The organism is Arthrobacter koreensis (assembly GCF_035792275.1).
GTDB lineage: Bacteria > Actinomycetota > Actinomycetes > Actinomycetales > Micrococcaceae > Arthrobacter_B > Arthrobacter_B koreensis_A.
In genome coordinates this window covers 57,959-82,027 of the sequence record NZ_JAMWKK010000002.1, presented here as the reverse complement: position 1 = coordinate 82,027, position 24,069 = coordinate 57,959, and the positions used below count along the sequence as shown (strand labels likewise).

Below are 24,069 nucleotides of genomic sequence, written 5' to 3'. Positions count from 1 at the left end.
ACCTTTTCTGTGATCCGATGCCGGGAGCCGCGAAAGTGACTCCCGGCATCGGCGTACCTAGGATGGAACTGTAGCCCCGGAACGCCGGGGTGCCCCCGAGACATCACCGAGAGGCAGCCCTCCCCCATGGTTCACAAGGTCCAAGCTGTAGTAGTCAAGGAAAAGAACGCCCCGGTCTCCCTGGAGACCATCCTGGTACCGGACCCCGAGCCCGGTGAAGCACTGGTGGACATCCTCACCTGCGGCGTCTGCCACACGGATCTGCACTACAAGCAGGGCGGCATCAGCGACGACTATCCGTTCCTGCTCGGCCACGAAGCAACCGGCGTGGTTTCCGCCGTCGGCCCCGATGTCACCGAAGTGGCTCCCGGCGACCGCGTGATCCTGAACTGGCGTGCGGTATGCGGCGAGTGCCGTGCCTGCCGGAAGGGCCAGCCGCAGTACTGCTTCAATACGCACAACGCCACCCAGAAGATGACGCTGGAAGACGGCACGGAGCTTTCCCCGGCACTGGGCATTGGAGCGTTCGCGGAGAAGACGCTGGTTGCTGCCGGCCAGTGCACCAAGGTGGACGACGACGTCGATCCCGCCGCGGTGGGACTGCTCGGCTGCGGTGTCATGGCCGGCATCGGTGCCGCCATCAACACCGGTGAAGTTCAGCGCGGCGAATCCGTGGCCGTAATCGGCTGCGGCGGGGTGGGCATTGCCGCCATTGCCGGCGCCAAGCTGGCCGGTGCCACCACCATCATCGCCGTGGACATCGACCAGGCGAAGGTTGACCTGGCCCTGGCCAACGGCGCCACGCACGGCATCAACTCCCGCGAAGAAGATCCCGTGGAAGCGATCCGCGCGCTCACCGGAGGCAACGGCGCCGACGTCGTTATTGAAGCCGTGGGACGCCCCGAAACCTACAAGCAGGCCTTCTACGCCCGCGACCTCGCCGGCCGCGTGGTGCTGGTGGGTGTGCCGACCCCTGACATGCAGATCGAACTGCCCCTGGCGGACGTCTTCGGCCGCGGCGGATCGCTGAAGTCCTCCTGGTACGGCGACTGCCTGCCCAGCCGCGACTTCCCCATGCTGGTGGAGCAGTACAAGCTCGGCCGCCTGGACCTGGACGCGTTCGTCTCCGAGCGGATCGGGCTCGGCGACATCGAGGAAGCGTTCACCAAGATGCATGACGGCAAGGTCCTGCGCTCGGTGGTGGAGCTCTGATGGCGGCACGCATCGACAAGGTTGTCACCTCCGGCACCTTCAGCCTGGACGGCGGCACCTGGGACGTGGACAACAACGTCTGGATCATCGGCGATGACCTGCAGGTCATCATCATCGACCCGGCCCACGACGTCGACGCGATTGCCGAAGCCGTCGGCGACCGCGAAGTCATGGGCATCCTGCTCACGCACGGCCACGATGACCACATCCGAGCCGTGGCCGAAGCGCAGGACCGGTTCAGCGCCCCGGTGTTCCTGCACGAGGCGGACCGGATGCTCTGGGACGCCGTGTTCCCCGATGAAGCACCCGACGACGTCATCGAAGACGGCGACACCTTCGAGATCGCCGGCGTCACCCTGGAGGCACTGCACACCCCGGGCCACTCCCCCGGCTCGGTGTGCTTCCTGCTGGAAGACGAAGAAGGCAGCACACCGGTGCTCTTCTCCGGCGACACACTGTTCAACGGCGGGCCTGGAGCCACGGGCCGTTCCTACAGCGACTTCGGCACCATCATCGACTCGATCCGGGAGCGCCTGCTGACCCTGCCGGCCGAGACCACGGTGAACACCGGGCACGGGGACTCCACCACGATCGGCGCCGAGGCACCGCACCTGGACGAATGGATCGCCCGGGGCCACTAGGCCAGCACAGTTCCACTCCCGAGAGGGCAGTTACGGCTCGTATGACGCTTCAAAGCAGCCGTAACTGCCCTCTCGGCGTTGTGTGGAGACGGCGTTCGCGGCCGGAGGCTGATCAGGAGGCTGCAGCGGCCTGGACCTGCCAGCCGTGGCGGCCCGGGGCGGCAGTCCAGTCAACCGGGTCTCCGGCCGGAGCCAGGACATCGTTGAGCCACCAGGTCTCGGCCGGAGCCCAGCCTGCCAGCATGGTCTTGGCGCCGGCGGCGTCAAGCACGCTCCCCGCGGTCCGCAGGTACCCTGCGACGCTGAGGTGGACGCCGTCGTAATCCCGGGCCACTGCCTGCCAGTCCGGGATGGCCCAGTGCCAGGTATTAGCTTCCGCGTTCCCCGAGCTGACCGCCCAGCTGCGTCCGCGTGAGCGCGTGACGTCCAGCGGATAGGTGGAGACGAGGTCCTGCCAGCTTCGCGCATCCCGGATCTCGTAAATCCGCGACCCCTCCATTGCCTTCAGCGGGTAGGTGCGGGCCATGGTCCACGGCAGCGGATCCTCGACCATGCGCAGTCCCGCCGGACCGTTCCCGGGAATCGCCGGGGTGGTGGCGGGAACGTCCGAGAGCGCGGGGATGGACCACCAGCGGCCGGTCCAGTTGGCAACCAGGGGTGTATTGCCTTCTTCAGCCGCAATGGATTCGCGCCAGCGTCGCAGTCCCGCAGCACTGCCGGTCAGACTGGGCGGGTCCGTCCCGGGAACGGTGGTGCTGGCTATCCACTGGACGTAATGCTGGGTCATCGCGCCGGGGGCCAGCCACCACTGCGGCCGGGCGCGGACGACGGCGATGGCCAGCGGAAGGAGCAGATCCCTGGGTTCGGGTTCAGCCAGCACGCGTGCGGTATCCGACGGCGGCTTCCAGTACGAAGCACCTTTCACAACGCGGTCCAGGCTGGAGAGTACTAGGGCAACAGTTATCTCCGGCCGGTGCGGCAGGGCCTCAAGCAACTGCAGAACTCTCCTGGATTCCTGCGATATGCCCCCGGACAGCGGGGTGCTGCTCCCGCAGGAGAACGACCGCTGTTCCGGGACAAGGGACCGGGCAAGGTCCAGGCAGAGTTCCCGTCCGCGGGGTCCAGCCAGCAACAGCCGTGCGGCGGGAAGTTCTTCCATACTTATCAAATTACCAGCGCCGCCGAACCTGCGTACCGCGGGACGTCCCGATTGCCTCAGCGCTTCCCCAGACGGGTCGCCGAACGCAGCACGGACCTGTCCCGGACGGTCACCAGGGCGCGCCGCAGGGACGCCCAGTCAACGGCGTCCAGCGGGAGCGCGGCCAGGGTGCCGGGGTGCCGGAAGCCGTACTGGAAGCGGGCCCGCACCACCAGCAGGGTCTGGTTTGGGCGCAGCGGCTGCAGCAGCCACAGCCAGGTGGAACGGCCGTCGCCGTCAGCCCAGAGCATCCAGTCCCGGGGCTGCACTTCCTTGATCCGCAGCCTGTGACCGGTGCCGGTGGTCAGGAGGTCACCAATGTCCAGGTCCCGCAGCTGGGGCACGGCGCGGTCCGCCTCGCGCTGGTCGGGAAGGCCCACCCGGTCAAAGATGTACCAGCCCGCCCTTCCGTGGCCAATCCTGTTCATAAAGGGCCAGATGTCTGCCGCAGGTGCCGGAATGAGGATGCTTCGGGTGTACTGCAGCACCGGTCCGGTCAGGACGGCGTCCCCGGGCATCCGGAGTCCGTTGCCCGGTTCGGCGCCATTCCTGCGAAGCGGCCGCACCACACGGATATAAACCCCCGCTGCGGAACCGGCTGCCGCGGCTGCCGCCAGCATCCGCCGGTACGGCCTGCCCGCCGGGCCGAAGGCTTCGCGCCACCCTGCCACGAAGTGCGCTAGTCCTGTTCCAGGACGGAAAGAATGTTCCCTGACGGATCCCTGAACCACGCCATGGCGGCACCGCCGCGCCGGAACACCCCGCCGCCCGCGCCATCAAGGTTTTCGAAGACCACTCCCCTGCTGCTCAGTTCCTCGACCGCCGCCTCAACGTTCGGCACCTGGAAGTTCAGCACTGTGTAGGCGGCCGGGGCGTGGCCGGCCTTCTCATAGACCAGCACATGGTTGTCCCGGGCCAGTTCCAGCCGGAACCTTCCCTGCTGCTGCGTGATCGGGAGCTGAAGCGTTGTCCCGTAGAACCGCCGGGCGGACTCAACATCGTCTACGGCGAATCCGCTGAACGCTTTGCCGTACTCGAACATGGGCACTCCTTCGGGTGGCCGTGCCCTCGATGATAGTCCCCGGGGCGGGCGTACGGCACCGGCTGGCCGGTTACAGCCCGTCGGGTTTTGTTACCACCGTGTGGGTGGCATGGTCATACAGGAAGGTCACCGGCCCGCCGGAGTGCCCTAACCGGTAGTTCGCGCCGTCGAAGTGCGCACCCTCGCCGTAGTTCTCGTCCCAGCCGCGGTTAAGCGCCGCCTTGAACTCATATTCCCCGGCCGGCAGGTCGACACTGAGTTTCCACAGCTCATCGCTGCGGTCAAAGCCCAGCTGAACCGCCTCTGCCGCCGGATCCCAGTCGGAGCCGCCCAGTGCAGATCCGAACGTACCCGGCACGGCGACGGCGGACGGCTGGGGAAAGGACGGGCCGTCGTAACGGTCCTCGGCGTGCGCACCGTGGATCCGGGCGGCAGGTTCAGCCGCGGCATCGGATTCCAGGAGCGCTTCCTCAAGCACGGCTTCGCTCCGCGCTTCGGCGCTGGTCACGGCCGAAACTGACTGCTCGCTGCCGCTGAGCGCGGCGTGCAGGTCCTCGACGTCGGGGAAACTGGACAGCGCGGACCGCCCCTGGGGAGTGATGCTCCACCCTGCCCGGCCCTCCTTCAGGATCCAGCCGGCCTTTACCAGCTTGGTGCTCGCGGTTACCAGGGCACGTTCACCGCGCGCGACGCCGCTGGCAAGCAGCTGCGCCTCGGGGCCGTCCAGCGGCACCTGTTCCAGGGCCTGGCGCAGCACCTCCGCCCGGGACGTCTTCTTATCGGCGGAGGGGTCCTGCCGGGCCAGGACTTCGAGAATGGCCTTCAGCCGCAGGGCAGTGTTTTCGACGCTCTTCTTGGGCAACGTGCGCTTCCTTTGCTTGATGGGTCTGAGGCGGGGGTGCGCGCCTGCTTCCGCTGCCCGAGCCTAACGGGATCGGGCAGCGGTTGGAAAGACAGTTCCACCGCCGCCGGCAATCTGCTTCATCCGTTCGGGATCTCCGCGGCGGAGGCTGGCATAACGCCCATAGGCTGCCAGCAGGGCTGCCTCGGCCGCGGCCGTGGTGAGTCCTGGGCGCAGATCCTCGGCGGCCCCGGCTGTGGCGGGGTCCCAGTCCAGGCCCAGCGCCTCATACACGGCGGTGAGGACTTCCCGCAGCGGAGCAGAGTCCTCGACGACCACCACCGAGGAAAAAAGCCAGGCACCGGAAACCACGCGCTGCGCTGTGCCTACCAGCTTGATCCGGGCATCCGTGCCGCCGTGCACGCTGTATTCCCCCGGACAGTACTCACCGGGGATCTCGCCGACGCCGGCCGGAACCCCGGCGTCGGACAGGGCGCCGGCGAGCAGCTGCGCGAAGCCGGCGAAGCGCGCCAGCGACTGCGCAACGGCGTTGGGTTCGGGCTCAATGTGGTCCAGGATCAGGCAGCCCTGGTGATAGGCCGCCGCCCGTCCGCCGGCTTTGCGGACCAGCGGCTCGAAACCCAGGCCGCGGCAGGCGGCTGCGGCGGCAGCGAATCCGGGAAGGCGGGCATCGCGCTGCCCGAAGGCCACGGTGGGGCGCGGACGGTAGATCCGCAGGGAGGGGCCCAGCTCTCCGCGCCGGGCGGCTGCCAGCAGCTCCAGGGCGTGCTGCAGGTCTTCTGCAGCGCCAAAGGACTCCTCCTGCCGGTAGACGTCCAGCACGCGCTCCGTCGTCACAGGATCAGCTCCTGCCCAGAGGGCGGACGGTGAGGATCTGCTCGCTGCGTCCAAACGGCCCGGATTCGTCATGCAGCACGGAAGAGGTCAGGCCGATTCCGTCCGCGCCAAAGCTGACCCTGGTGTCCAGGCCCAGCCATTCCCCCTCCGGCCGGCGGTGGAGGTGGATCTGCAGGTCCACGTTGGGGAACATCCAGCTGTCCCCGCCCGGCGGAACCCGTGCCGCTATGCCGTTGGCGGCGTCTACAAGGCCCAGCAGGCGCACCGTCGGCGGCGTGCCGGCGCCGTCGAGCATTTCAAACGGCGAGCGCACCCACACCTGGCCGCGTCCGGGACGCAGCCCCGGAACCGCGCGGAACTCAAGGCTGTTGATGAAGTCCCCTGGCCAGGCCGTCATCCCGTCGAAGCCGTCGGCCTGCTCCGGGCCGGGCATTGGTTCATCTTCCACAGCCGCCACCTCGGTGGTGTCCCCCTGGGCCAGGCGCCAGGCAGTGGCCCGGACGGCGGTGCGCCCGCCGGCTGTCAGTTCAGCTTCCAGGAGTTCTATGGTGCGGCCGGCGCGGATGACCTTGGTGGTGACATCGAAGACTCCCTGCGGAATGATCCCCAGGATTTCGAAGCTGACGCGTGCCAGGCGCATCCCGGGGCGCGGGTCCGCCTCTTCGAGGCAGTGCACCAGCAGCCCGGCCACCGGTGCCATGTGCTGTTCGTCTTCGTTCCAGGCCCCCTGTGTGTGACGGGTTGATTCAAAGGTCCCCTCACCCAGTGAGCGGTAGTACGATTCGGCCACTTATCCTCCCGGCGCGTCCTGATTGTGCCGTCTCAGGCTATCCTGCCTGCGTGCCGGAGACGGACTGACCCCTTCCCCGTGTCCCGCCCGCGGTGTTGAATGGCCCGTGGAGCAATCCCAAGCAAGCCTGAGCATCCCCTTTTGAGCAAACCAGGAACCGAGGAACCATGAAGTACACGCATTTGGGCCGTGCCGGCCTGCAGGTCTCGCGTCTCTGCCTGGGCACCATGAACTTTGGCCCCAAGACTCCGGAGCCTGAAGCCCACGGCATCATGGATGCGGCCCGGGAATCCGGCATCAACTTCTTCGACACCGCCAACGTCTACGGCTGGGAAAACAAAGGACTGACCGAGGAGATCATCGGCCGCTGGTTCGCCAAGGGCGGCGGACGGCGTGAATCAACCGTCATTGCCACCAAGCTCTACGGTTCCATGGGCCCCGGCCCCAACCAGACCTATCTCTCGGCACTCAACATCCGGCAGGCTCTGGACGCCAGCCTCAAGCGGCTGCAGACGGATTACGTTGACCTGTACCAGTTCCACCACATTGACCGGAACACCCCGTGGGACGAAATCTGGCAGGCCATGGAAACCGCGGTGGCCCAGGGCAAGATCATCTACAACGGCTCCAGCAACTTTGCCGGCTGGAACATTGCCCAGGCACAGGAGAGCGCCCGGCGCCGCCGGTTCGCGGGGCTGATCTCCGAGCAAAGCATCTACAACCTGATCAACCGGTCCGTGGAGCTGGAAGTGATTCCGGCTGCGCAGCAGTACGGACTGGGACTCATCCCCTGGTCCCCGCTGCAGGGCGGGCTGCTGGGCGGCATCCTGAAGTCCCAGGAAGAGGGCGGACGGCGGGCCGAGGGGCGGGTCCAGGAGCTGCTGGCCAAGCACCGCGGCCAGATCCAGGCCTACGAGGACCTGGCAGCGGAACTCGAAATCGAACCCGGGATCCTTGCCCTCGCCTGGCTGCTTCACCAGCCTGCCGTCAGCGCCCCGATTGTGGGCCCGCGGATCATGGGCCAGCTCGACGACGCCCTGGCGGCCCTGGAGGTGGAGCTTGACCAGTCAACGCTGGAGAAGCTGGACGGGATCTTCCCGGGACACAAGCCGGCTCCGGAAGACTATGCCTGGTAGCCGGACACTCCGCCCGGCAGGCTTCAGCCCGCAGCGGGTCCGGCGGGTTCGATAAGCTGCGGGCCGTTGTTCCGCACCGAGTTGACCTCGCTGGACACCACACGCGGGCTGAGGACCGGATCCGGGATCGCATCCAGCAGGGTCGCGATGGCCTCTGCATCCGTCAGCTGCGGATCCAGCCATTCAGCGTAGAGGTCCGGAGGCACCACCAGCGGCGTGCGGTCGTGGATGTGGCCGAGCTCGTCAGCCGCCTCGGTGGTGATGATGGTAACGCTGAGCAGCCACTTGTGCTCGTCGTCGTCGGGCCGGTTCGGATCCGGCCAGAATTCATACAGGCCCGCGAAGGCAATCGGATCAGCCACGGTGGGGTGCAGGTAGGTCGGCACTTTCCCGTCCTCGGTCTTTTCCCACTCGTAGTACCCGTCCGCCGGGACCAGCGCCCGCCGCTTCACTGCTGCCTTGCGGAACGCCGGCTTCTCCAGGATGGTTTCCCGGCGCGCATTGATCATCCGGGCACCGATCTTGGGGTCCTTGGCCCAGACCGGCACCAGTCCCCATTTGGCCGTGGCGAGGCGGCGCACCGTGCCATCCGGGTCGCGGCGTTCCGTGATGATGCGCACGTCGTCGGTTGGGGCAACGTTCCAGGAGGGTTCAACGTCTTCCCCCACCACCTGGTCAGCCGCGAAGGCCGAAACCAGGTCTGACGTGGCCCGGGCCATTACGTATCGTCCGCACATGGACAGCATTGTGCCGCAATCCGGCCGGGGAACCCAGACCATGCTGTCCATCCGGACCCGCCACACTGTTTCGAACATATGTTCTACTTGGATTATGGATCCCCAGGCTGCGGCGCGCCTCGCGGCCAGGTACGCCAGGCGCGCGGAACCCATCGGGCTGACCCCCGAAGAACTTGATTTTGACCACTTCCCGCCCACCACCGCCATGCCCGCCATCCCGGTCTGGGCCTGGATCCGGTTTCCCGGCTGCGCCGAACATGTTGCCGGCGAAACCTGCACCTGGTCAGCGAAAGCAGTGCAGGTGCTGTGGGAAGACGCCGGAACCCGGCGCGCCACCTGGGTCTGGGCATCGGCTGTTTCCCGGCGTTCATCCGGCCGGTCCCGGACAGCCCTCGGCGAGAGGACGCCGGCACCGGGGAGTAAAAATGGAAGCACCCAGTTCCCTTCCCAGCAGTAGAAAGGTTCAAGGCACGTGAACGCCCCGTGCACCTGCATCCGATGCGCCGATCCCGCAACCGGCCGGATCGGCGTCGCCGTTTACGACCCGTTTTGCCGCCAGCGGATGCACCGCATCAGCGGCTCCACCCTGAGGGAACCCAGCTACGGTTCCCGGCACTAGCTCTCGGCGCCGGAGTCCCTGCGGGAAACTGCCGCATGCGAGGCGATGCTCAGCTTGTCGATCCAGGCGAGCGCCATGGCGGAGAGGATGAACGCCACGTGGATGAGCGTCTGCCACATCAGGACGTCCCCGGCATGGCTGCCCATGACCGGATCCTCGAAGTAGGTCCGTGCTTCCACGAAAGACTTCAGCAGATGCACGGAGGAAATTCCGATGATCGCCATGGCCAGCTTCACCTTGAGGATGTTGGCATTCACCTGCGACAGCCACTCGGGCTGGTCCGGGTGGCCGTCCACGGACAGCCGCGACACGAAAGTCTCATAACCTCCGATCGTGACCATGATGATGAGGTTGGCAACCATCACCACGTCCACCAGCCCAAGAACCATCAGCATCATCTCGGCCTCGGTCAGGACCATGATGTGCGTCCCGAGGTGCCACAGTTCCCGCATAAAGGTCACCACATACAGCATCTGGGCCACGATCAGCCCAAGATACAGGGGTGCCTGCAGCCAGCGGCTGGCGAACATGACCGCCCCGAGGTAGCCGCGCGCACTCCTCCTGCCGGCCGGGGGCAGCGGGCCGGACACACCGGACCGGATTTGTTCCTGCAGAACGGACACTGGTTCTCCTCACCTATTACCGGTGAGGACTGTCGGCAGCCGGCTGCCAGCGGTCATGGCGCCGCCCTGTGCAGTGAATCACAGCAGGATGCGGGACGCCCGGGGCTAGGACTGGACGTGGTTGCGGCGGTTGCGGTGCTCCAGCAGCAGCCGGGCCCCGTTGAGGATAAGGGTCTCCACCGGAACTTCCTGTTCCGCAGCCAGCTCTTCCAGCTCCCGGCCGAGCTTGGGCGGGATGTACACCTCAACGTTCATGCGCTTAACGGTATCGCCGCAGCGGACCCAGCCCGAACCGGCTGCGCTCCGGGGCCGTTCGCCAGGCCACTCCTCCCTCCGGCAGGCGCGGCTGTGCCCGGCTCTTCGCAGCCGCTTTCACGGGACGGGACGGACCAGCCGCGGAGCTGCTGCGTCGTTGTAATCCACCACCACAGACGCGGCGGCACGCGGATTACAGGCAGCCAGGTACAGCTGCTGCCCGCCGACGTACCGGCGGTTCGAAGGTGCCGCCGGATCGGGATCGGCCCCGTCCCGGAGCTCCATCCTCCGGCAGGATGTCTCGAAGGACACATCCAGGAAAACCGTTGCGTCCCAGATGCCGGACAGCTCAGGCCTGTGCAGGAAGAGTCCATCCACCAGGACCACGGCCGGTTCAGGCGCGGAGAGTTCCGGACCGAAGACCGGCTGGTCGGAGGCAACGTCATGGCTGGCCGCACGGTACAGCCCCGAACCGCCGGGACGAAGCGGATCCACCACCAGCCGCCGGAAGGCAGCGTAGTCATAGGAGTCTTCGAAGAATCCGAGCGGTGAGAATCTGCCCTGCCGGTAGCGCTCGCGGCTGGGCCGGTGGAAACCGTCCAGCGAAATCCGGATAACGGGCCGGCGGAGGCGGGCACCCAGGGCATCGGCGAAGGTGGTTTTGCCGGCGCCGTCCACCCCGTCCACGCCAATAAACACGCGCCGGCCTGCCGGCGGGCCGGGCAGCATCGCGGCCACCCATTCGAGCACCGCGTCCGCCTTCGCCGTGAATAGTGGTTCCACAGCACGCCACCCTATCTCCCGCATGCCCATCCGGTGCTAGTGTTGAGTAATCGAAAGTATGTTCTAAACAGCAGCGGAGGTGCCCGGCGGATGCCTGTATTCAATGTCTCCGGCAGTTCCCGCTCCGCTGCGGCGTCCGACGCCGACGCCGCTTCCGGTTTCCCCAGCCCCTCCCGCGATTATTTCGACGGGCGCATTGATCTCAACCGGCACCTGATCAGGGACGTTACTTCCACCTACGTCGTCCGGGTCTCCGGCGACTCAATGTCCGGCGCCGGTATCAGCGACGGAGACGAACTCATCGTTGACCGCTCCCTCACGCCCCGCGACGGGTCAGTGGTCATCGCTGTCCTGGACGGAGAGCTGACGGTGCGCAGGCTCCGGCTCACCGGCCGGGGAATTGTCCTGGCCGCGGAGAACCCCGGGTACCGGGACGTGGGCGTTCCGGACCCGGCTGCGCTGACCATCTGGGGCGTCGTGACCCGCTGCCTCCACCATGTCTGATCCGGCTTTCCCGCCTGGTGCCGTTGCCCCTGCCGGTTCCCCCGCTGGACAGCTGCACCGGATTGCCCTGGTGGACGTCAACAGTTTCTATGTCTCCTGTGAGCGCGCCTTCGACCCGAGGCTGGAAGGACTGCCCGTCGTCGTGCTTTCAAACAATGACGGCTGTGTGGTGGCACGCTCCGATGAGGCGAAAGCCCTTGGCATCAAGACCGGAGAGCCCTGGTTCAAGCTGGCCGAGGCCGCTCCGCGCGTCGGCCTGATCCAACGGTCAAGCAACTACGAGCTCTACGGCGACCTGAGCTCCCGGGTCATGGAACTGCTGGGCCGGTACGCGCTGTGGCAGGAGGTCTACTCGATCGACGAATCCTTCCTGGGCCTGGCAGGTTCGGCACGGGAACTGGATACGCAGGGGGCGCGGATCCGCGCCGCCGTGGCGCGCAATACCGGGCTGCCGGTCTGCGTGGGGATCGGGCCCACCAAAACGCTGGCCAAATTCGCCAACCGGATTGCCAAGCAGAACAGGCACCTGAACGGGGTCTGCAACCTGGACACCATGGACCCGGGGACCGTGGCGGCGATCATGTCCCGGGTGCCGGTCACCGGGCTCTGGGGCGTAGGTGCCAAGCTGGGCAAGCGGCTCGGTGCCATGGACATCCGGACCGTGGCCGACCTCAAAGCCGCCGATCCTGCGGAAATCCGCAGCCGCTTCTCCGTGACGCTGCAGCGGACCGTCCTGGAACTCAACGGCACGCCCTGCCTCCCGCAGGAGGAGGAACGCGCTGACCGGCAGCAGCTGATTTTCTCCCGCAGTTTCTCCGTTCCGGTGACGACGGCGGCCGAGATGCGGCAGGTGATGAGCATTTACGCCCAGCAAGCCGCTTCCCGCCTGCAGCGGGAACACCAGCAGGCACGGGTGCTCACCGCCTATGCCGGGACCTCGCACTTCAGCTCCAAGGCGGCGTCGTTCCCTTCCATCACCGTCAAGCTGCAGAGCCCCACGTCCGATCCGGTGGTGCTGACCCGCGCGGCGGTGGGCGCGCTCGAAGACCAGATCGTGGAGGGCGTCCCCTACACCAAGGCGGGGGTAATGCTCAGCGGCCTTTCCGATGCAGGAGCCCAGCCGGTCTTTGATGCCTTCGTCCCGGAGCAGGAACACCGTCACCTCGGCGAGCTGCTGGGCAAGGTGGCGGACAAGTACGGGTCGGCCAGCATTGGACTGGGTGTGGCAGGGATGCCGAGTGCGTGCCCGGAATGGACCATGTCCCGGAAGTTCTCTTCCCCCCGCTACACCACGGTGTGGGATGAGCTTCCCGTGGTTAAAGCCCGCTGACTCCAGGCTCCCCGGGCAGGCGCCGCTATCCACATGGGGAGTTGTACCCATGGACCTGCCGGGCTGATGCCCGTACGGTTCCGGGCATGGGGGAAAACCGATGGGACATCCAGGAGCAGGGAACACGGTCGCTCCTGCGCGACTGCCAGGACCTGCTTGCCGAATGCGAGCCGGCTAAGGACTCCGCCCAGGCGGCGCTGAATGAACTCGAAAACGCCTTGATCTCCTGCCCTGAGGTGGCCGGCGCCGTAGACCGGCTCAGGTTCGATGTCATTGCCAACGACATGACGGACATCATGGTCCGCTGCAACAACGCCATCGAAGGAACCCGGGAGAGCGTGGACGCCTATGCTTCCGGGGATCTGGATATGGCAGATTCAGCACGGAAGACCGCGTCCCTTGCGGAGTCCCGGTACGCGCCGGCTCCAGGCGGCCCGGGACGCTGGCTGGTGCGCTGATGGGTCTTCTGCAGCTTGATCTCTCTGCCACCGCGAAAACTCCGGTCCCGGACGTTCTTGCTGTCCAGGCAGAGCGCCTGCGCTTGGCAGGCGCCGGCTTCAAGGCTGCCGTCGAGGATACGGCAGGCAGATGGCCGGCGCTGGATGGGCTGTACGACACGCCCCAGAAGCATCTTGTGCTGGCAGCCATGAAGAAGCCCGCCAGCCAGGCCGTAGTCCTTGACCAGGGCACGTCGTCCGCTGCGGCTGCGCTGGAAGACTTCGCCGAATCGGTCCGGCTGCTGCGCAAGGCCCGGGAGAGCCTGCAGACTGACATCGCCGCTGCTGAAGCTGAGCTGGTGGACCTGCTGGGCGAACCCTCGTCCGGCCAGCAGTTCCAGGACTCGCTTGTGAGGTACCAGTGGAATCTGCAGGATCGGGCAAATGCCCTGGCCCGTGACTATGAGGAGGCCCGCCAGGCGTGCGTCGCTGCCCTCGCCTTGATAGGCCGTGCCTCCGCTGATGTTCCGTCCTTCTACAGTGGCGCCGCAATTGACCTGCAAAGCCATGATGCCGAGCGCCTTCACCGGCAGGCAACGTCTCCCGGTGCCACGTTGGAGGATGTTCAGCGCTACTACGATTTCCTGGCCGGAATGAGCGCGGGGCGCTACGCGGAGTTCGCTGCGGATTATCCCGAATCGGCCGTCTATCCGCCGCGGTTGGGCATACCGGCAGAAGACCAGGCCCGGTTCTGGAATGGCCTCGCCGCTGAACAGCGTGAGGCGCTCGCAGTGCACCTGCCCGCCGTCGTCGGCAATACCGAGGGCGTCCCGTACAGCCTGCGGGCGGCAGCCAATGCTGCCGTGCTGGCCCTGGTCCTAAAGCCGGCGTGGCGGGCCACGCCTGAGCAGCGGCAGGCCTACAAGAACATCCAGGCGGCACTCGCCCAACCGAACAGCAAGCGCCCGGAAGGGCGCGGCCTGATTTCCTTCGATCCGGGAGAACCACCGCTGGCCGCGGTGGCGATCGGAAACATGGACACCGCCGAAAACATCACCATTAATGTTTCCGGCATGGGCAGTTCGACTACGGACATGGAGGGGGCTGTCTGGGCAGCCAACAGCATCTACCAACAGCAGATGAGGTTCGCTGACAGCCACGCGGTTGTGGCGTGGATCGGCTATGACGCACCCGATATGCCGCCATCAGCTGAAGTCCTGTTCTCCGACAAGGCACAAACCGGGGGTAACAAACTGGCGACCGTGATTGATGGTGTGTACAACACGAGAACCGCCGACGTTCCCCGGGTTAGTGTTACGGCACACTCCTACGGCACCACAACCGCAGCGTTCGCGCTGAGCCAAACCTCGCATACCGTGGACACGGCGGTGTTCTTCGGATCTGCCGGGATCGATGAGCAGGCCGCACGGACCGCCGCCGACCTGAATGCCCGGGAGGTGCTTGCAACACAGGGCGACGCTGATTTCGTGGCCCCCGGCGGGATCTTCGGGTCCCGGTTCGGTGATCAGCGGGTGAGTCCCAGCACCGAGTCGTGGGGTGCGGAGGTTTTCAGCGCCGAAGCGCAGACCCTGGGTGGCCAAGACCTCAAAGCCAACGGCGGGCATTCCCTCCAGGGCATGGATGAGGGCGCGGGGATCATGGAAACTGAGCTGGGACGCGGGTACCTCGACAGCGGGACGGCAAGCCTGTGGCAGATTGCCGCTGCCAGCACGGGCAACAGCCATCTGCTGGAAACCTCCGCACAGTCAGCCACCGATGCGCGGATCGAGGCCGCCGCCCGGAGGGCAGCTGACATCTACTATGCTCCGGGACGTGCGGTCGACGGCATGCAGTCTGCCGGGTCCGGCCTGGTAGACCGCCTGCAGGCGGTTCAGGACACTGCGGCGGACTCCATTCAGGCCGGCGCCGGAATAGCCGCGGATGTGCTGCAGGAACGGTTCCTGCCGGATATCGGACCCTACGAACACCCTCTGGGCCCCGTTGCGGACCGCCTTCAGCGAGGGGCGGACGCGGGATTCGACGAGGTTCAGCGCCGCGTCAATGAGGGCATTGACCTTTCCCAGACTATTTTTGACACAGTTGTAGATGCCAACCAGAAAGCAGCAGATGACTACTTCAAAGAGCAGTGGCGCATGCTGGAGTTCAAAGCCGGCGAGCTGGTTAGGCGTTTCGGCACTGACTAGTGCCGGACTGGCTGTCCTGCTGACCCTTTCCGCGTGTGCCCAAGGAGATTCCATGACCCCGTCCACCGCTGACGCAGGCACGGGCAGTGCCAGCCCCGCCTCCAGCCCGGAAGGCCGGCCGGCCGGCGCCATCTTCGCGGATTTCACGGCGATGGCCGCTGAAGCCGTGGACGCCACCGAAACCGCCGGCTGGACCTATGCCGACGGTTCCCCGTGGGATCCCGCCAACCCGGACATCGTCTTCACGCCCACTCCCTGCCAGACCTCCCAGGGGAGCGGCGAGGACCGGTACATGCAGTTCGAACTCTCGGGACCAGCCCCGGAAGACTCCCTGGCTGCCCGTGACCGGATGCAGGCATTCCTTGAGGAGCGTGGTTACCGGATTACCCGCTCGATCGATGCCCCTCCGGAGAGCAAACCGAAGAGGACCCACCTGGTGACTGCGGAAAGCCCCGGCGGAGCGCTAATCGACTACGGCGCCAACGACGAAGAGCAGCTTTTCTTCTTTGAAAGTGAGTGCTCGGACCACCCGTCAATGGAAGGCGACGTGAGCGCCGAGACCCCGTAATCCGGGCGCGGTCCCGTCGGCGCCATCACTCGTCGCGGTCCGGCTGGGTGAGGCGCAGTTCTTCCACGTCGAGCCGCGTCTCCAGCAGCCGCAGCACGCGGTCATCGATGGTGCGCTCGTCACGCAGGGCCAGGATCACCGTGCGTTTGCGGTCGAGGAGCGCCAGCCGCAGCTCCGTCTCCTGCTGCCAGCGTTCCAGCGCCGGGGCCGGTTCTCCCTGGGACTGCGCAGCGTTATTGGCCCGCAGCACCTCCAGGTGATGCCGGTACTCATGCTCCAGGCGTTCCACCACCCGTCCGTCCGTGCCCAGCCGCGCCGCCAGTTCCGGCAGCAGCGACAGCCCGTCCTCGGCGGAGCGCATCTCTGCCAGGCGGCGTTCCTCCTCCAGCCGGGTATCCTCCGGCAGCTTCGCCCAGCGGACGATCACCGGAAGCAGCGGGCCCTGGACGGTGAGCGTCACCAGGATCACGCCTGCCGTCACGAAGATGATCTGGCCCCGGTCCGGGAACGGGGTGCCGGCGGCCGTCAGCGCCGGAACGCCGAGCGCTGCAGCCAGGGATACCGCTCCACGGAACCCTGCCATGCCGCTGAGGATGCGGGAGCGGTTGCTGACCCTCCGCAGCTTCTGCGACGGCCGCCGGTCGATCAGCCGGATCAGATAGGTGGTGGAAAACAGGAAGGCGATGCGCACCAGCACCAGGACCACGGACACCGCTGCCACCGCCACCAGCCCGACGGCGATCTGCGGTCCGTTCAGCAGCCGCACCGCCACATGCAGCTCAATCCCGATCAGCACGAACAGTGCCGCGTTGAGCATATAGGTTGAAAAGGACCAGAAGGCCTGTGACTGGCGGCGGGCCAGTGCCGCCGTCACCCTGGGTCCTGCCTGGCTCATGATCAGGCCCACGACGACGACGGCGAGCACTCCCGACCCCCCGGTTTCCTCAGCCAGCAGGAAGGCCGCGAACGGCGTGACGAAGGTGGCTACGTTGCTCAGCATGGGGTCCTGGATGCGCCTGCGTACCCAGATCCCGGCCCACGCCGCCAGCAGACCGGCAACAATGCCGCCGCCGTAGGACAACGCGAGGATTCCTGAAATGGACAGCGGTGTGTACCCGCCGTCTCCAGTCACGATGCCGACCGCGACGGCGTAGATAACCAGTGCCGTGCCGTCGTTGATCAGGCTCTCAGCACGCAGCACGGTGACGTTGCGGTGAGGCAGGCTCCGGGCGAGGGCCGCCACCGCGGTGGCGTCTGTCGGGGCCAGGGCGGCGCCCAGAACCCAGGCCGGCCCCCAGGGCATGCCCAGGGCATTGGCCGTATACGCGACTGCTGCCGCAGTCACCACAACAAGTCCGGTTCCGGTCAGGACAATGCCCCGCAGGTTGCTTCGGATCTCCCGCAGGGACGTTGTCAGGCTTTCCCAGTACAGCAGTGCGGGCAGGAACAGCAGCAGGACCACCTCAGAAGGCAGTTCCACCTGCCGGAACGCCGGAATAAACCCCAGGGCCGCTCCCCCGGCCAGCAGCAGCAGCGGCGGGGCGATCCGAAGCCTTTGGGCGCCCAGCGAGCAGGCCAGAATGGCGACCCCGAGTGCCACTACAAGTTCCAGACCGAGCACGGGCCAACCTTCCGTCGGGCAGACTTTGCGGCTGGGCAGCCTCCTTAAGTGTGCCGAGCACGGGCAGCTCCGTCGAGGGTGGACGGCAGCCGCACAGGCTCACCCCGAACCGGGTCCGTCAGGATCGCGCAGCATCGACCAGACCGGCGGTCCGCCACCGGGCATCTCCGAGACTGCCCAGACCTCGAACCCGAACCGGCGGTAGAACGCCACGTTTGATTCGGCGGAGGTCTCCAGCGCTATGGACCGGTCCGGGCCGGCGGCCAGCATGGATTCCATCAGCCGGGTGCCCAGGCCGCTGCCCTGCACCTGCGGTGCGACGCCGATGGTAGCCAGCGTCCATGATCCGGCGGGCGGCTGAGGCAGGGGGAATTCGAGGTTGCGGACGGATTCGCCGTGGAGGAATGCAAGTCTCTCCTGCAGCTCCGGTGTCAGCGGCGCAGGGGTCAGCTCTGCCAGAGAGGGAGGGAGCAGGACGGCGACGGCGCAGAGGTCCGCGTCAGCCCATACTTCGCCGTGCGGAAGGGCGAGGTGTTCCAGGTAGATCCGCTGGATGGCGCCGATCCGGGCCTCCCGGCGCTCGCTGTCCACGGTCCAGCGGGTCCAGGCGTAGCCGGCGAATGCCTCCGCCAGCACCGCGGACAGGGCCGCGATCTCCGCCGGCGACGCGTGCTCCAGCCGTGCAATCCCCATGTTTTCGTCATCTCCAGGTCTGTGTTTCAAATCCGCTCCGGCAGGACGAGCCTACCCGGAGCGCTTCCATGCCCTGCGCCACCACGGCCTGCGCGGCTCCGGCACCGGATCCGGAGCGGCATCCCCGGCCCGGCGCTCCCGCCAGCGCTGCACTTCCAGTTCCACGTCCCGCAATTTAGTAATGACGGGCGGACCGCCCAGCAGCTGCCGCCGGGCCTCAATGATCCTGCGGTTGAAGTCTTCCACTGCTTCACGCACCTGCGCTGCGGAAGGCTTGGCGTCCAGCACGCCGTCGAGTTCCGTGTCCTCCACCCGCAGCAGCAGCGCCGGAGGTCCCAGGCCGCTGATGTTCTCGCGTTCGATCAGGCCCTTGACCCACCAGTCGGGATCATTGGCTTCCGCAAGGTTGGGGATGGGTTTGCCTGCGTACTGCAGGTTGTCGAACTCCCCGCGCATCATTGCGTCCCGGATCAGGTAGTCCGCTTTGCTGGCCGGATCAACCTGTTCCTTCCGACGCCGGAGCGCAGCTTCTTCTGCTGTCTCCTCAGGTTGCTCCGGTGTACCGGCCGCCCGGATCCTTGCTGCCCGTTCCATCCGACGCCGGTAGGCGTCAGCCCCGCGGTTGCCCATTGCTGCGTATCCTCCCAGCCCCAAGGGCTAGCGGTCGATCGTCTTCTCCAGTTCTTCAGGGTAGCGGGCACCCTCAATCGGAATCCGGGCAGCGGCGTCGTCGAGCGCTTGAAGGTCCTCCTCGCTGAGGGTGACGCTCGTGGCTTCCAGGTTCTCCTCCAGCCGCTCAAGTTTCCGTGTTCCCGGAATCGGCACAATCCACGGTTTCTGTGCCAGCAGCCAGGCCAGGGCGATCTGGGCGGGCGTTGCGTCCTTGGCCTGGCCGGTTTTCTCCAGCAGGTCCACCATGGCCTGGTTCGCCTGCCGGGCCTGCGGCGTGAAGCGCGGCATCCTGCCCCGCATGTCTCCGGGAGCGAATTCGGTGGAGGAAGAGATCTTTCCGGTGAGGAAACCCCGTCCCAGCGGACTGAACGGAACGAACCCGATCCCCAGCTCCGCGCAGGCCGGCAGCACGTGTTCCTCCGGTTCGCGCCACCAGAGCGAGTACTCGCTCTGCACCGCCGTAACAGGCTGGACCGCATTGGCCGCGCGGATGGTATCCGCCGAGGCCTCGGACAGGCCGAAGTGCTTAACTTTGCCCTCGGCGATGAGGTCCTTCACCGTTCCGGCTACGTCTTCAATTGGCACGCTGGGATCGACCCGGTGCTGGTAGAGCAGGTCGATCGACTCCGTCTGCAGCCGCCGCAGGGACCCCTCCACGGCTTCCCGGATGTGCTCGGGGCGGCTGTCCCGGCCCACCTGGCGGCCTTCCCCGTTGATCGTGAACCCGAACTTGGTGGCCACCACCACCCGGTCCCGGAACGGTGCCACTGCCTCACCCACGAGTTCTTCGTTGATGTAGGGACCGTAGACTTCCGCCGTGTCGAAAAGCCGCACCCCGCGGTCAAAGGCGGTGCGGATCAGGCTGATCGCATCTTCGCGGCTCCCCGACGGCCCGTAGCCCTGGCTGAACCCCATGCAGCCCAGGCCCAGCTCCGACACTTTCAGGCCCGCCATCCCCAGTTCACGTGTTTTCATCCGTTGTCTCCCGTCACCCGGACGCTCAGCGCTCGACGCCGGATGGGCTGGCTGGGGTCCGTTCCACTGGTTTTGCCTTCCACCCTGCGCCCGGCCGGCCGCGCCGTCAACAGCTTCGGCGACGTGCCCAGGGAAATCCTCAGTCCACCCGGACTACCGCGCCTCCGGTGATCCGGACAAGTTCGTCCAAGTCTGTCCGGAACACGGAGTACGGCGTTCCGGCTGCCACCCACACGTCCGGGTAGCCGCCCAGGTCACGGTCAATGACGGTCTCCACGGGCGCGGGATGGCCCACCGGAGCCACACCGCCGACCTGCTGGCCGGTCGCTTCGTATACCTGCTCCGCTGAGGCGCGCTTGATCTTCTGCTTGTCCAGCCGCTGTGCCAGTGCCGCGGTGTCCACCCGGTGGGCGCCGCTCGTGAGGACCAGGAGGGGAACGCCGTCGGCCATAAACACCAGCGAGTTGCCAATGGCTCCGACGTCGCAGCCCAGGGTCCGGGCCGCCTCGGCCGCCGTCCGTGCCGAACCGTCCGTGACAATCACCCGGGCCGCGGATCCCAGGTGCGCCAATGCCTCCTTGACGCGCGCTGCCGCCGTTTCCCATGCCGGATTGTCCATGACGGTGACACTAGCAAAACCGTGCCCAGCGGCGTCGTCATATTGAGGACGGTACGCCCCGCCTAGCCGCGGGTAATGGTGTCCGGCTCCGGTCCGGAGCGGATGCCGGTGTCCAGGGCACTGATGCTGGAGAGTTCCTCGGCGCTGAGTGAGAAGTCGAACAGGTCGATGTTTTCGGCGATCCGCTTGGGCGTGACGGACTTGGGGATGACGCAGATGCCCAGCTGGATCTCCCAGCGGAGAATCACCTGCGCCGGGGTCTTGTGGTGGGCCGCGGCGATGCCGACGATCACCGGATCGTGCAGCGGATCTTTCGGCGCCGCGCCGGAACCGTGTTTCCAGTAGCGGGTAACGCCGCCGATGGGTGACCACGCCTCAGTGAGGATGCCGTTCTCCAGGTTGAAGGAGCGCAGTTCCGGTTCGCTGAAGTACGGATGGACCTGGATCTGGTTCACCGCCGGCACGACGTCGCTGCGCGCCAGCAGATCGCCCAGCTCCGCAGTGCTGAAATTGCTGACTCCGATCGCCCGTACCCGGCCCTGCTCGTAGAGCGTCTGGAGCGCCTGCCAGGAGGCTATGGTCGCCTGGAAGTCGGAGGGCAGCGGCTGGTGCAGCAGGTAGAGATCCAGCACGTCCAGGCCCAGCCGGGCCATGCTGGCGTCGAAGGCGCGGAGAGCGGAGTCATACCCGTAGTCATCCACCCACAGCTTCGTGGTGATGAAGAGTTCGGCGCGGTCGACGCCGGACTGCGCCAGGGCTGCGCCCACCTCCGTCTCGTTGTGGTAAGCCGCTGCGGTGTCGATCAGCCGGTAGCCGTTGGCGAGAGCGGTCTCCACCGCAACCGTCGTCTCTGCCGGAGCGCTGCGGTACACCCCGAATCCCACGGCATCCAGGGTGATGCCGTTGTTCAGTGTCAGCTTGGGCATGATGGCGTTCATCGCAGCTCCTAGCGCGCAATTGCTCGGTCTTCCAAGAATCCCGCAGTCTGCCCATGCTGCACAGCCTTCGATGCTCCCGCGGCTGCTGCATGGGCGACGCCGGTCAGGCCCGCGCCGACCGGTGCCGGCGTACGGCAGCGCGGTTGCCGCAGCGGACGGAGCAAAAACGCTGCCTGCCGTTGCGGGTAACATCGGCCACGACGTTCCGGCAGGGATCCCCGGGCGCCTCGCCGGCCTCGCAGCGCCGCAGCCGGGACATGCCCCGGGTGGTCAGGTGCAGTGCCGTGCCGACGCTGAACACTGCCAGCAGGACCTCCGCCAGCGACTGCCCGCCGTCCCGGTAATGCAGGTGCCAGCCTTCCTGGTCGTGGTCCGTGAGCCGCGGGTAGGCCGCTGCGTCCTTCATCAGGTCATTGAGCAGCGCGGCACGGCCATCGGGGGCGGCTGCGTCTACAACCTCCAGCCAGCGCTGGATAACCCTGTGTACCTCCCGGTGATCTTCCGGGGCCTCGGGAAAGGCCATGGTCATCCCGAACTCGCGGGTGCGTTCGATGATTCCTGCCCGGGAGTCCGGCCAGTCGTTGGCCAGCGAGGCGGCCAGCAGCACGGCGTATTCGCCGTAAGGGTTGAGATGCATAAGAGCATTACAGCATGCTCGGGGACATGAACAGTGATTTGGACCCCGGATACGGGCCGGCCACGCCGGCGTACCCCTGCGAGCATGCCTGGGTTACGGACTCCCGCCACCGGACCTCGCAGGGAATCGTTGCCTACGTGCGGTGTGTCCGCTGCCCCGCGCTCCGGGTGGAGCTGGGCGCACCCGCTTCCACTGTGCCTGCCAGAGCGGTGAGCGTTCCCGTAGGGGTATTCGCCGGCACCAAGGCCGCAGCGCCGTCGTACTTCCTTCCCGCACGCCTGCCAACCCGGCCGTAGCCGGGACCATCGACCCGTCCGGCGTTGTTCGGCGGCCGCCGGCGGGGAAGACTGGGACCAACCTAGGGAACGGAGCGGATCATGGCTGCTGACGTTTTGGTCGTCATCGGAGCTGGAGGCATGGGGCTGGCGGTGGTGCGCCGCTGCGGAGCCGGGCGCAAGGTCCTGCTGGCCGACTTCAACGAAGCCCTGCTGCAGGACGCCGTGGATACGGCCCTCGGGGAGGGATACGACGTTGAATCCTCCGCAGTGGACGTGTCCTCGCGGAACTCGGTGGCTGCACTCGCGGCCACGGCCCGGGAACTGGGCCGGGTGACCGGCGTAGTGCATACCGCTGGCCTCTCCCCTGCCCAGGCACCGGCAGAGGCGATCTGGAGGGTGGACCTGTACGGGGTGGCGCTGGTGCTGGAGGAATTCGAAAAGGTCATTTCCGCCGGCGGAGCGGGAGTGGTCATCTCCTCAATGTCCGCCTATATGGCCGGCGGCAGCATTCCCCCGGATGCGCTCGCCGAGCTGGCTGCCAAACCGGCCGATGACCTGCTGGGCCTGCCGTTCGTGGCCGGCATCGATAATCCGGGATATGCGTACTCCGCCGCCAAGCGCGCCAACCAGGTGCGGGTGCAGTCCGCCAGCGTCCGTTGGGGCGCCCGCGGCGCGCGGGTCAACAGCATCAGTCCGGGTGTCATTTCGACGCCGATGGGCCAGCAGGAACTTGCCGGCGAATCGGGGGCGCAGATGCGGGCCATGATCGACGGCTCGGGAACCGGCCGGGTGGGAACCCCCGGCGACATCGCCAACGCTGCCGCGTTCCTGCTCAGCCCGGATGCCTCGTTTGTGACGGGTGTGGACCTGCTGGTCGACGGCGGCGTGGTGGCGGCTCTGGAGGCCGGGCGGGCTGCGGCGTCGGCCGGGTAGTTCCGGTTTGCTGGCGGGCCGGGGCGGGCGCCGGAACGGCGGCAACGAAAATCCGGCGCTCGCAGGGCTCGCTTGGATTATTAATGCCGCCTAACCCGGCGCCCCTCCCCCAATTTCGGGCGTCGGCTGCACGGATTCCCAGCTCTAGTTACGGATGATGCCTCGTGAGACCCCAGCAGTGAACAGGCTTAACGAGGGGCGGGAAGCCGCGCGCAGGGAAGCTCAGTAGCTGGGGGCCGGGGGAAGGCCGGCGAATTCTTCGAGGGTCCGGCCGCTCTCGTACAGCTCCGCGGCCAGTTCAGTGCCCACGAAGCGCAGGTGCCATGGCTCGTAGGCGAACCCGGTCACCGTCTCCCTGCCTGCCGGGTACCGGATCACGAAGCCGTACCGGTGGGCGTTCTCCGCTGCCCAGGCACCGGCAGGCGTGGCCTCGAAGCAGGCCTCCAGGGCACAGGAACCATCCGCGTTGCCAATGTCCACGGCCAGACCGGTCTGGTGTTCGCTGTGGCCCGCCCGCGCCGAAATCCCGTCCGCTGTTGCAGTACCGTAGCTGGCAGAGTACGACTCGTGGATGTGCGCCTGGTCCGCTGCCGTCCGGTAGCCGCTGACCGCGGTGATACCGACGCCGGCGCCGGCCGCATCAGCGCTCAGCCGCCCGTACGCAGCCGCTGCCTCGGGGCGCAAAAGCACGCCTCCGGCGTCGTGCAGTTCCGCCGGAACATAGGCAGGATCTGTCAGCGGCCGGTTCTTGTTGACCACGACGGCGAGGCTGTCCGGGGAGTCGAAGTCCAGCTGCGCGGTTTGCGCGGACGCCTGCTGGGCCTGCGACTCGAACCAGGAAAGATACCCCAGCAGGCAGAGGCAGACACAGCCGATGAGGGCGATGTGTGTCTTGACTAGCTGGCGCGGCATTTGGATCCTCCAC

General features: G+C 66.8%; 29 protein-coding genes. 11 read left to right on the top strand and 18 right to left on the bottom strand.

The window, feature by feature from the left end; translation table 11 throughout:
- The first annotated feature begins 126 nt into the window (after nt 1-126).
- Together NGB94_RS02340 and NGB94_RS02335 are read left to right on the top strand one after the other, a co-directional pair.
- A complete protein-coding gene (locus tag NGB94_RS02340) occupies nt 127-1,212 on the top strand; it encodes an S-(hydroxymethyl)mycothiol dehydrogenase (RefSeq protein WP_325788797.1) in 1,086 nt (361 codons plus the stop codon).
- Nucleotides 1,212-1,853: an MBL fold metallo-hydrolase gene (locus tag NGB94_RS02335; RefSeq protein WP_325788795.1), complete on the top strand. Its 642-nt coding sequence runs from the start codon at nt 1,212-1,214 to the stop codon at nt 1,851-1,853. Before NGB94_RS02340 ends, NGB94_RS02335 begins: the two co-directional genes overlap by 1 nt.
- A 112-nt stretch (nt 1,854-1,965) precedes the next feature.
- Here the strand turns inward: NGB94_RS02335 and NGB94_RS02330 are convergent, their stop codons facing one another.
- The 6 genes from NGB94_RS02330 to NGB94_RS02305 all read right to left on the bottom strand — a co-directional run bounded on the left by NGB94_RS02330 (nt 1,966) and on the right by NGB94_RS02305 (nt 6,582).
- Complete coding sequence (locus NGB94_RS02330; protein ID WP_325788794.1) at nt 1,966-2,778, bottom strand: hypothetical protein; 813 nt, start codon at nt 2,776-2,778, stop codon at nt 1,966-1,968.
- 290 nt (nt 2,779-3,068) lie between these two features.
- Nucleotides 3,069-3,722 (bottom strand): hypothetical protein, encoded by a 654-nt coding sequence (locus NGB94_RS02325; protein WP_325788792.1) that lies wholly within the window; start codon nt 3,720-3,722, stop codon nt 3,069-3,071.
- A gap of 8 nt (nt 3,723-3,730) precedes the next feature.
- A complete protein-coding gene (locus NGB94_RS02320; RefSeq protein ID WP_325788790.1) occupies nt 3,731-4,093 on the bottom strand; it encodes a VOC family protein in 363 nt (120 codons plus the stop codon).
- Nucleotides 4,094-4,163: 70 nt separating this feature from the next.
- A complete protein-coding gene (locus NGB94_RS02315) occupies nt 4,164-4,955 on the bottom strand; it encodes a winged helix-turn-helix domain-containing protein (protein WP_325788788.1) in 792 nt (263 codons plus the stop codon).
- 63 nt (nt 4,956-5,018) lie between these two features.
- Nucleotides 5,019-5,792, bottom strand: coding sequence for a lipoate--protein ligase family protein (locus NGB94_RS02310; RefSeq protein WP_325788787.1), 774 nt, complete (start codon nt 5,790-5,792; stop codon nt 5,019-5,021).
- Between the two features lie 4 nt (nt 5,793-5,796).
- On the bottom strand, nt 5,797-6,582 hold the full coding sequence (locus NGB94_RS02305; protein WP_325788786.1) for a thioesterase family protein: 786 nt from the start codon (nt 6,580-6,582) through the stop codon (nt 5,797-5,799).
- Nucleotides 6,583-6,749: 167 nt separating this feature from the next.
- Between NGB94_RS02305 and NGB94_RS02300 the strand changes: the two genes are divergently transcribed.
- Nucleotides 6,750-7,718: an aldo/keto reductase gene (locus tag NGB94_RS02300; protein ID WP_325788785.1), complete on the top strand. Its 969-nt coding sequence runs from the start codon at nt 6,750-6,752 to the stop codon at nt 7,716-7,718.
- Between the two features lie 23 nt (nt 7,719-7,741).
- Here NGB94_RS02300 and NGB94_RS02295 read toward each other — a convergent pair whose 3' ends face one another.
- Complete coding sequence (locus NGB94_RS02295) at nt 7,742-8,455, bottom strand: SOS response-associated peptidase (RefSeq protein WP_325788783.1); 714 nt, start codon at nt 8,453-8,455, stop codon at nt 7,742-7,744.
- Between the two features lie 94 nt (nt 8,456-8,549).
- Here NGB94_RS02295 and NGB94_RS02290 point away from each other — a divergent pair, with 94 nt between their 5' ends.
- A complete protein-coding gene (locus NGB94_RS02290; RefSeq protein WP_325788782.1) occupies nt 8,550-8,912 on the top strand; it encodes a hypothetical protein in 363 nt (120 codons plus the stop codon).
- 158 nt (nt 8,913-9,070) lie between these two features.
- Here the strand turns inward: NGB94_RS02290 and NGB94_RS02285 are convergent, their stop codons facing one another.
- From NGB94_RS02285 to NGB94_RS02275, 3 genes are all read right to left on the bottom strand, one after another.
- The gene (locus NGB94_RS02285) at nt 9,071-9,697 is read right to left on the bottom strand and encodes a TIGR00645 family protein (protein ID WP_325788780.1); all 627 of its coding nucleotides are present in this window, start codon (nt 9,695-9,697) and stop codon (nt 9,071-9,073) included.
- A 105-nt stretch (nt 9,698-9,802) separates the two neighbouring features.
- A complete protein-coding gene (locus tag NGB94_RS02280; protein ID WP_325788778.1) occupies nt 9,803-9,952 on the bottom strand; it encodes a hypothetical protein in 150 nt (49 codons plus the stop codon).
- A gap of 117 nt (nt 9,953-10,069) precedes the next feature.
- Complete coding sequence (locus NGB94_RS02275; protein ID WP_325788777.1) at nt 10,070-10,735, bottom strand: uridine kinase; 666 nt, start codon at nt 10,733-10,735, stop codon at nt 10,070-10,072.
- Nucleotides 10,736-10,825: 90 nt separating this feature from the next.
- Here NGB94_RS02275 and NGB94_RS02270 point away from each other — a divergent pair, with 90 nt between their 5' ends.
- From NGB94_RS02270 to NGB94_RS02250, 5 genes are all read left to right on the top strand, one after another.
- Nucleotides 10,826-11,239: a translesion error-prone DNA polymerase V autoproteolytic subunit gene (locus NGB94_RS02270; RefSeq protein WP_325788776.1), complete on the top strand. Its 414-nt coding sequence runs from the start codon at nt 10,826-10,828 to the stop codon at nt 11,237-11,239.
- Nucleotides 11,232-12,569: a Y-family DNA polymerase gene (locus NGB94_RS02265; protein WP_325788775.1), complete on the top strand. Its 1,338-nt coding sequence runs from the start codon at nt 11,232-11,234 to the stop codon at nt 12,567-12,569. The genes NGB94_RS02270 and NGB94_RS02265 overlap by 8 nt, the downstream gene beginning before the upstream one ends.
- Nucleotides 12,570-12,655: 86 nt before the next feature.
- Nucleotides 12,656-13,027, top strand: a complete 372-nt coding sequence (locus NGB94_RS02260; RefSeq protein WP_325788773.1) for a DUF6507 family protein — start codon at nt 12,656-12,658, stop codon at nt 13,025-13,027.
- Entirely contained in the window at nt 13,027-15,210 is a 2,184-nt protein-coding gene (locus NGB94_RS02255) for an alpha/beta hydrolase (RefSeq protein ID WP_325788772.1), read from the top strand. The genes NGB94_RS02260 and NGB94_RS02255 overlap by 1 nt, the downstream gene beginning before the upstream one ends.
- Nucleotides 15,211-15,262: 52 nt before the next feature.
- Nucleotides 15,263-15,778 (top strand): hypothetical protein, encoded by a 516-nt coding sequence (locus tag NGB94_RS02250; RefSeq protein ID WP_325788771.1) that lies wholly within the window; start codon nt 15,263-15,265, stop codon nt 15,776-15,778.
- A 25-nt stretch (nt 15,779-15,803) separates the two neighbouring features.
- On the opposite strand, the gene NGB94_RS02245 is transcribed toward NGB94_RS02250, so the two are convergent.
- The 7 genes from NGB94_RS02245 to NGB94_RS02215 all read right to left on the bottom strand — a co-directional run bounded on the left by NGB94_RS02245 (nt 15,804) and on the right by NGB94_RS02215 (nt 21,933).
- Nucleotides 15,804-17,399 carry a Na+/H+ antiporter gene (locus NGB94_RS02245; RefSeq protein WP_325788770.1) on the bottom strand — a complete coding sequence of 532 codons (1,596 nt, stop codon included), beginning with the start codon at nt 17,397-17,399 and terminating at the stop codon, nt 15,804-15,806.
- Between the two features lie 99 nt (nt 17,400-17,498).
- Nucleotides 17,499-18,092 carry a GNAT family N-acetyltransferase gene (locus NGB94_RS02240; RefSeq protein WP_325788768.1) on the bottom strand — a complete coding sequence of 198 codons (594 nt, stop codon included), beginning with the start codon at nt 18,090-18,092 and terminating at the stop codon, nt 17,499-17,501.
- Between the two features lie 51 nt (nt 18,093-18,143).
- Nucleotides 18,144-18,722: a DUF1992 domain-containing protein gene (locus NGB94_RS02235; RefSeq protein WP_325788767.1), complete on the bottom strand. Its 579-nt coding sequence runs from the start codon at nt 18,720-18,722 to the stop codon at nt 18,144-18,146.
- A gap of 27 nt (nt 18,723-18,749) precedes the next feature.
- The gene (locus NGB94_RS02230) at nt 18,750-19,739 is read right to left on the bottom strand and encodes an aldo/keto reductase (RefSeq protein WP_325788765.1); all 990 of its coding nucleotides are present in this window, start codon (nt 19,737-19,739) and stop codon (nt 18,750-18,752) included.
- Between the two features lie 139 nt (nt 19,740-19,878).
- Entirely contained in the window at nt 19,879-20,358 is a 480-nt protein-coding gene (locus tag NGB94_RS02225; RefSeq protein ID WP_325788763.1) for a YbaK/EbsC family protein, read from the bottom strand.
- A gap of 62 nt (nt 20,359-20,420) precedes the next feature.
- Entirely contained in the window at nt 20,421-21,296 is an 876-nt protein-coding gene (locus tag NGB94_RS02220; protein WP_325788762.1) for an aldo/keto reductase, read from the bottom strand.
- A 103-nt stretch (nt 21,297-21,399) separates the two neighbouring features.
- Nucleotides 21,400-21,933: a CGNR zinc finger domain-containing protein gene (locus NGB94_RS02215; protein WP_325788761.1), complete on the bottom strand. Its 534-nt coding sequence runs from the start codon at nt 21,931-21,933 to the stop codon at nt 21,400-21,402.
- A 26-nt stretch (nt 21,934-21,959) separates the two neighbouring features.
- Between NGB94_RS02215 and NGB94_RS02210 the strand changes: the two genes are divergently transcribed.
- Entirely contained in the window at nt 21,960-22,229 is a 270-nt protein-coding gene (locus NGB94_RS02210; RefSeq protein WP_325788760.1) for a hypothetical protein, read from the top strand.
- Between the two features lie 81 nt (nt 22,230-22,310).
- The gene (locus NGB94_RS02205) at nt 22,311-23,144 is read left to right on the top strand and encodes an SDR family oxidoreductase (protein ID WP_325788759.1); all 834 of its coding nucleotides are present in this window, start codon (nt 22,311-22,313) and stop codon (nt 23,142-23,144) included.
- A 222-nt stretch (nt 23,145-23,366) separates the two neighbouring features.
- On the opposite strand, the gene NGB94_RS02200 is transcribed toward NGB94_RS02205, so the two are convergent.
- Complete coding sequence (locus NGB94_RS02200; RefSeq protein WP_325788757.1) at nt 23,367-24,056, bottom strand: M15 family metallopeptidase; 690 nt, start codon at nt 24,054-24,056, stop codon at nt 23,367-23,369.
- Nucleotides 24,057-24,069 lie beyond the last annotated feature (13 nt).

Excerpts from the sequence above, each read along its gene's own strand:
- NGB94_RS02255 (WP_325788772.1), top strand. The coding sequence starts at position 13,027 with ATGGGTCTTCTGCAGCTTGATCTCTCTGCCACCGCGAAAACTCCGGTC.
- NGB94_RS02230 (WP_325788765.1), bottom strand. The coding sequence starts at position 19,739 with ATGAAAACACGTGAACTGGGGATGGCGGGCCTGAAAGTGTCGGAGCTG.
- NGB94_RS02210 (WP_325788760.1), top strand. The coding sequence starts at position 21,960 with ATGAACAGTGATTTGGACCCCGGATACGGGCCGGCCACGCCGGCGTAC.
- NGB94_RS02320 (WP_325788790.1), bottom strand. The coding sequence starts at position 4,093 with ATGTTCGAGTACGGCAAAGCGTTCAGCGGATTCGCCGTAGACGATGTT.
- NGB94_RS02295 (WP_325788783.1), bottom strand. The coding sequence starts at position 8,455 with ATGTGCGGACGATACGTAATGGCCCGGGCCACGTCAGACCTGGTTTCG.
- NGB94_RS02340 (WP_325788797.1), top strand. The coding sequence starts at position 127 with ATGGTTCACAAGGTCCAAGCTGTAGTAGTCAAGGAAAAGAACGCCCCG.
- NGB94_RS02260 (WP_325788773.1), top strand. The coding sequence starts at position 12,656 with ATGGGGGAAAACCGATGGGACATCCAGGAGCAGGGAACACGGTCGCTC.
- NGB94_RS02200 (WP_325788757.1), bottom strand. The coding sequence starts at position 24,056 with ATGCCGCGCCAGCTAGTCAAGACACACATCGCCCTCATCGGCTGTGTC.
- NGB94_RS02250 (WP_325788771.1), top strand. The coding sequence starts at position 15,263 with ATGACCCCGTCCACCGCTGACGCAGGCACGGGCAGTGCCAGCCCCGCC.
- NGB94_RS02235 (WP_325788767.1), bottom strand. The coding sequence starts at position 18,722 with ATGGGCAACCGCGGGGCTGACGCCTACCGGCGTCGGATGGAACGGGCA.
- NGB94_RS02215 (WP_325788761.1), bottom strand. The coding sequence starts at position 21,933 with ATGCATCTCAACCCTTACGGCGAATACGCCGTGCTGCTGGCCGCCTCG.
- NGB94_RS02240 (WP_325788768.1), bottom strand. The coding sequence starts at position 18,092 with ATGGGGATTGCACGGCTGGAGCACGCGTCGCCGGCGGAGATCGCGGCC.
- NGB94_RS02220 (WP_325788762.1), bottom strand. The coding sequence starts at position 21,296 with ATGAACGCCATCATGCCCAAGCTGACACTGAACAACGGCATCACCCTG.
- NGB94_RS02270 (WP_325788776.1), top strand. The coding sequence starts at position 10,826 with ATGCCTGTATTCAATGTCTCCGGCAGTTCCCGCTCCGCTGCGGCGTCC.
- NGB94_RS02300 (WP_325788785.1), top strand. The coding sequence starts at position 6,750 with ATGAAGTACACGCATTTGGGCCGTGCCGGCCTGCAGGTCTCGCGTCTC.
- NGB94_RS02205 (WP_325788759.1), top strand. The coding sequence starts at position 22,311 with ATGGCTGCTGACGTTTTGGTCGTCATCGGAGCTGGAGGCATGGGGCTG.
- NGB94_RS02335 (WP_325788795.1), top strand. The coding sequence starts at position 1,212 with ATGGCGGCACGCATCGACAAGGTTGTCACCTCCGGCACCTTCAGCCTG.
- NGB94_RS02290 (WP_325788782.1), top strand. The coding sequence starts at position 8,550 with ATGGATCCCCAGGCTGCGGCGCGCCTCGCGGCCAGGTACGCCAGGCGC.
- NGB94_RS02265 (WP_325788775.1), top strand. The coding sequence starts at position 11,232 with ATGTCTGATCCGGCTTTCCCGCCTGGTGCCGTTGCCCCTGCCGGTTCC.
- NGB94_RS02280 (WP_325788778.1), bottom strand. The coding sequence starts at position 9,952 with ATGAACGTTGAGGTGTACATCCCGCCCAAGCTCGGCCGGGAGCTGGAA.
- NGB94_RS02225 (WP_325788763.1), bottom strand. The coding sequence starts at position 20,358 with ATGGACAATCCGGCATGGGAAACGGCGGCAGCGCGCGTCAAGGAGGCA.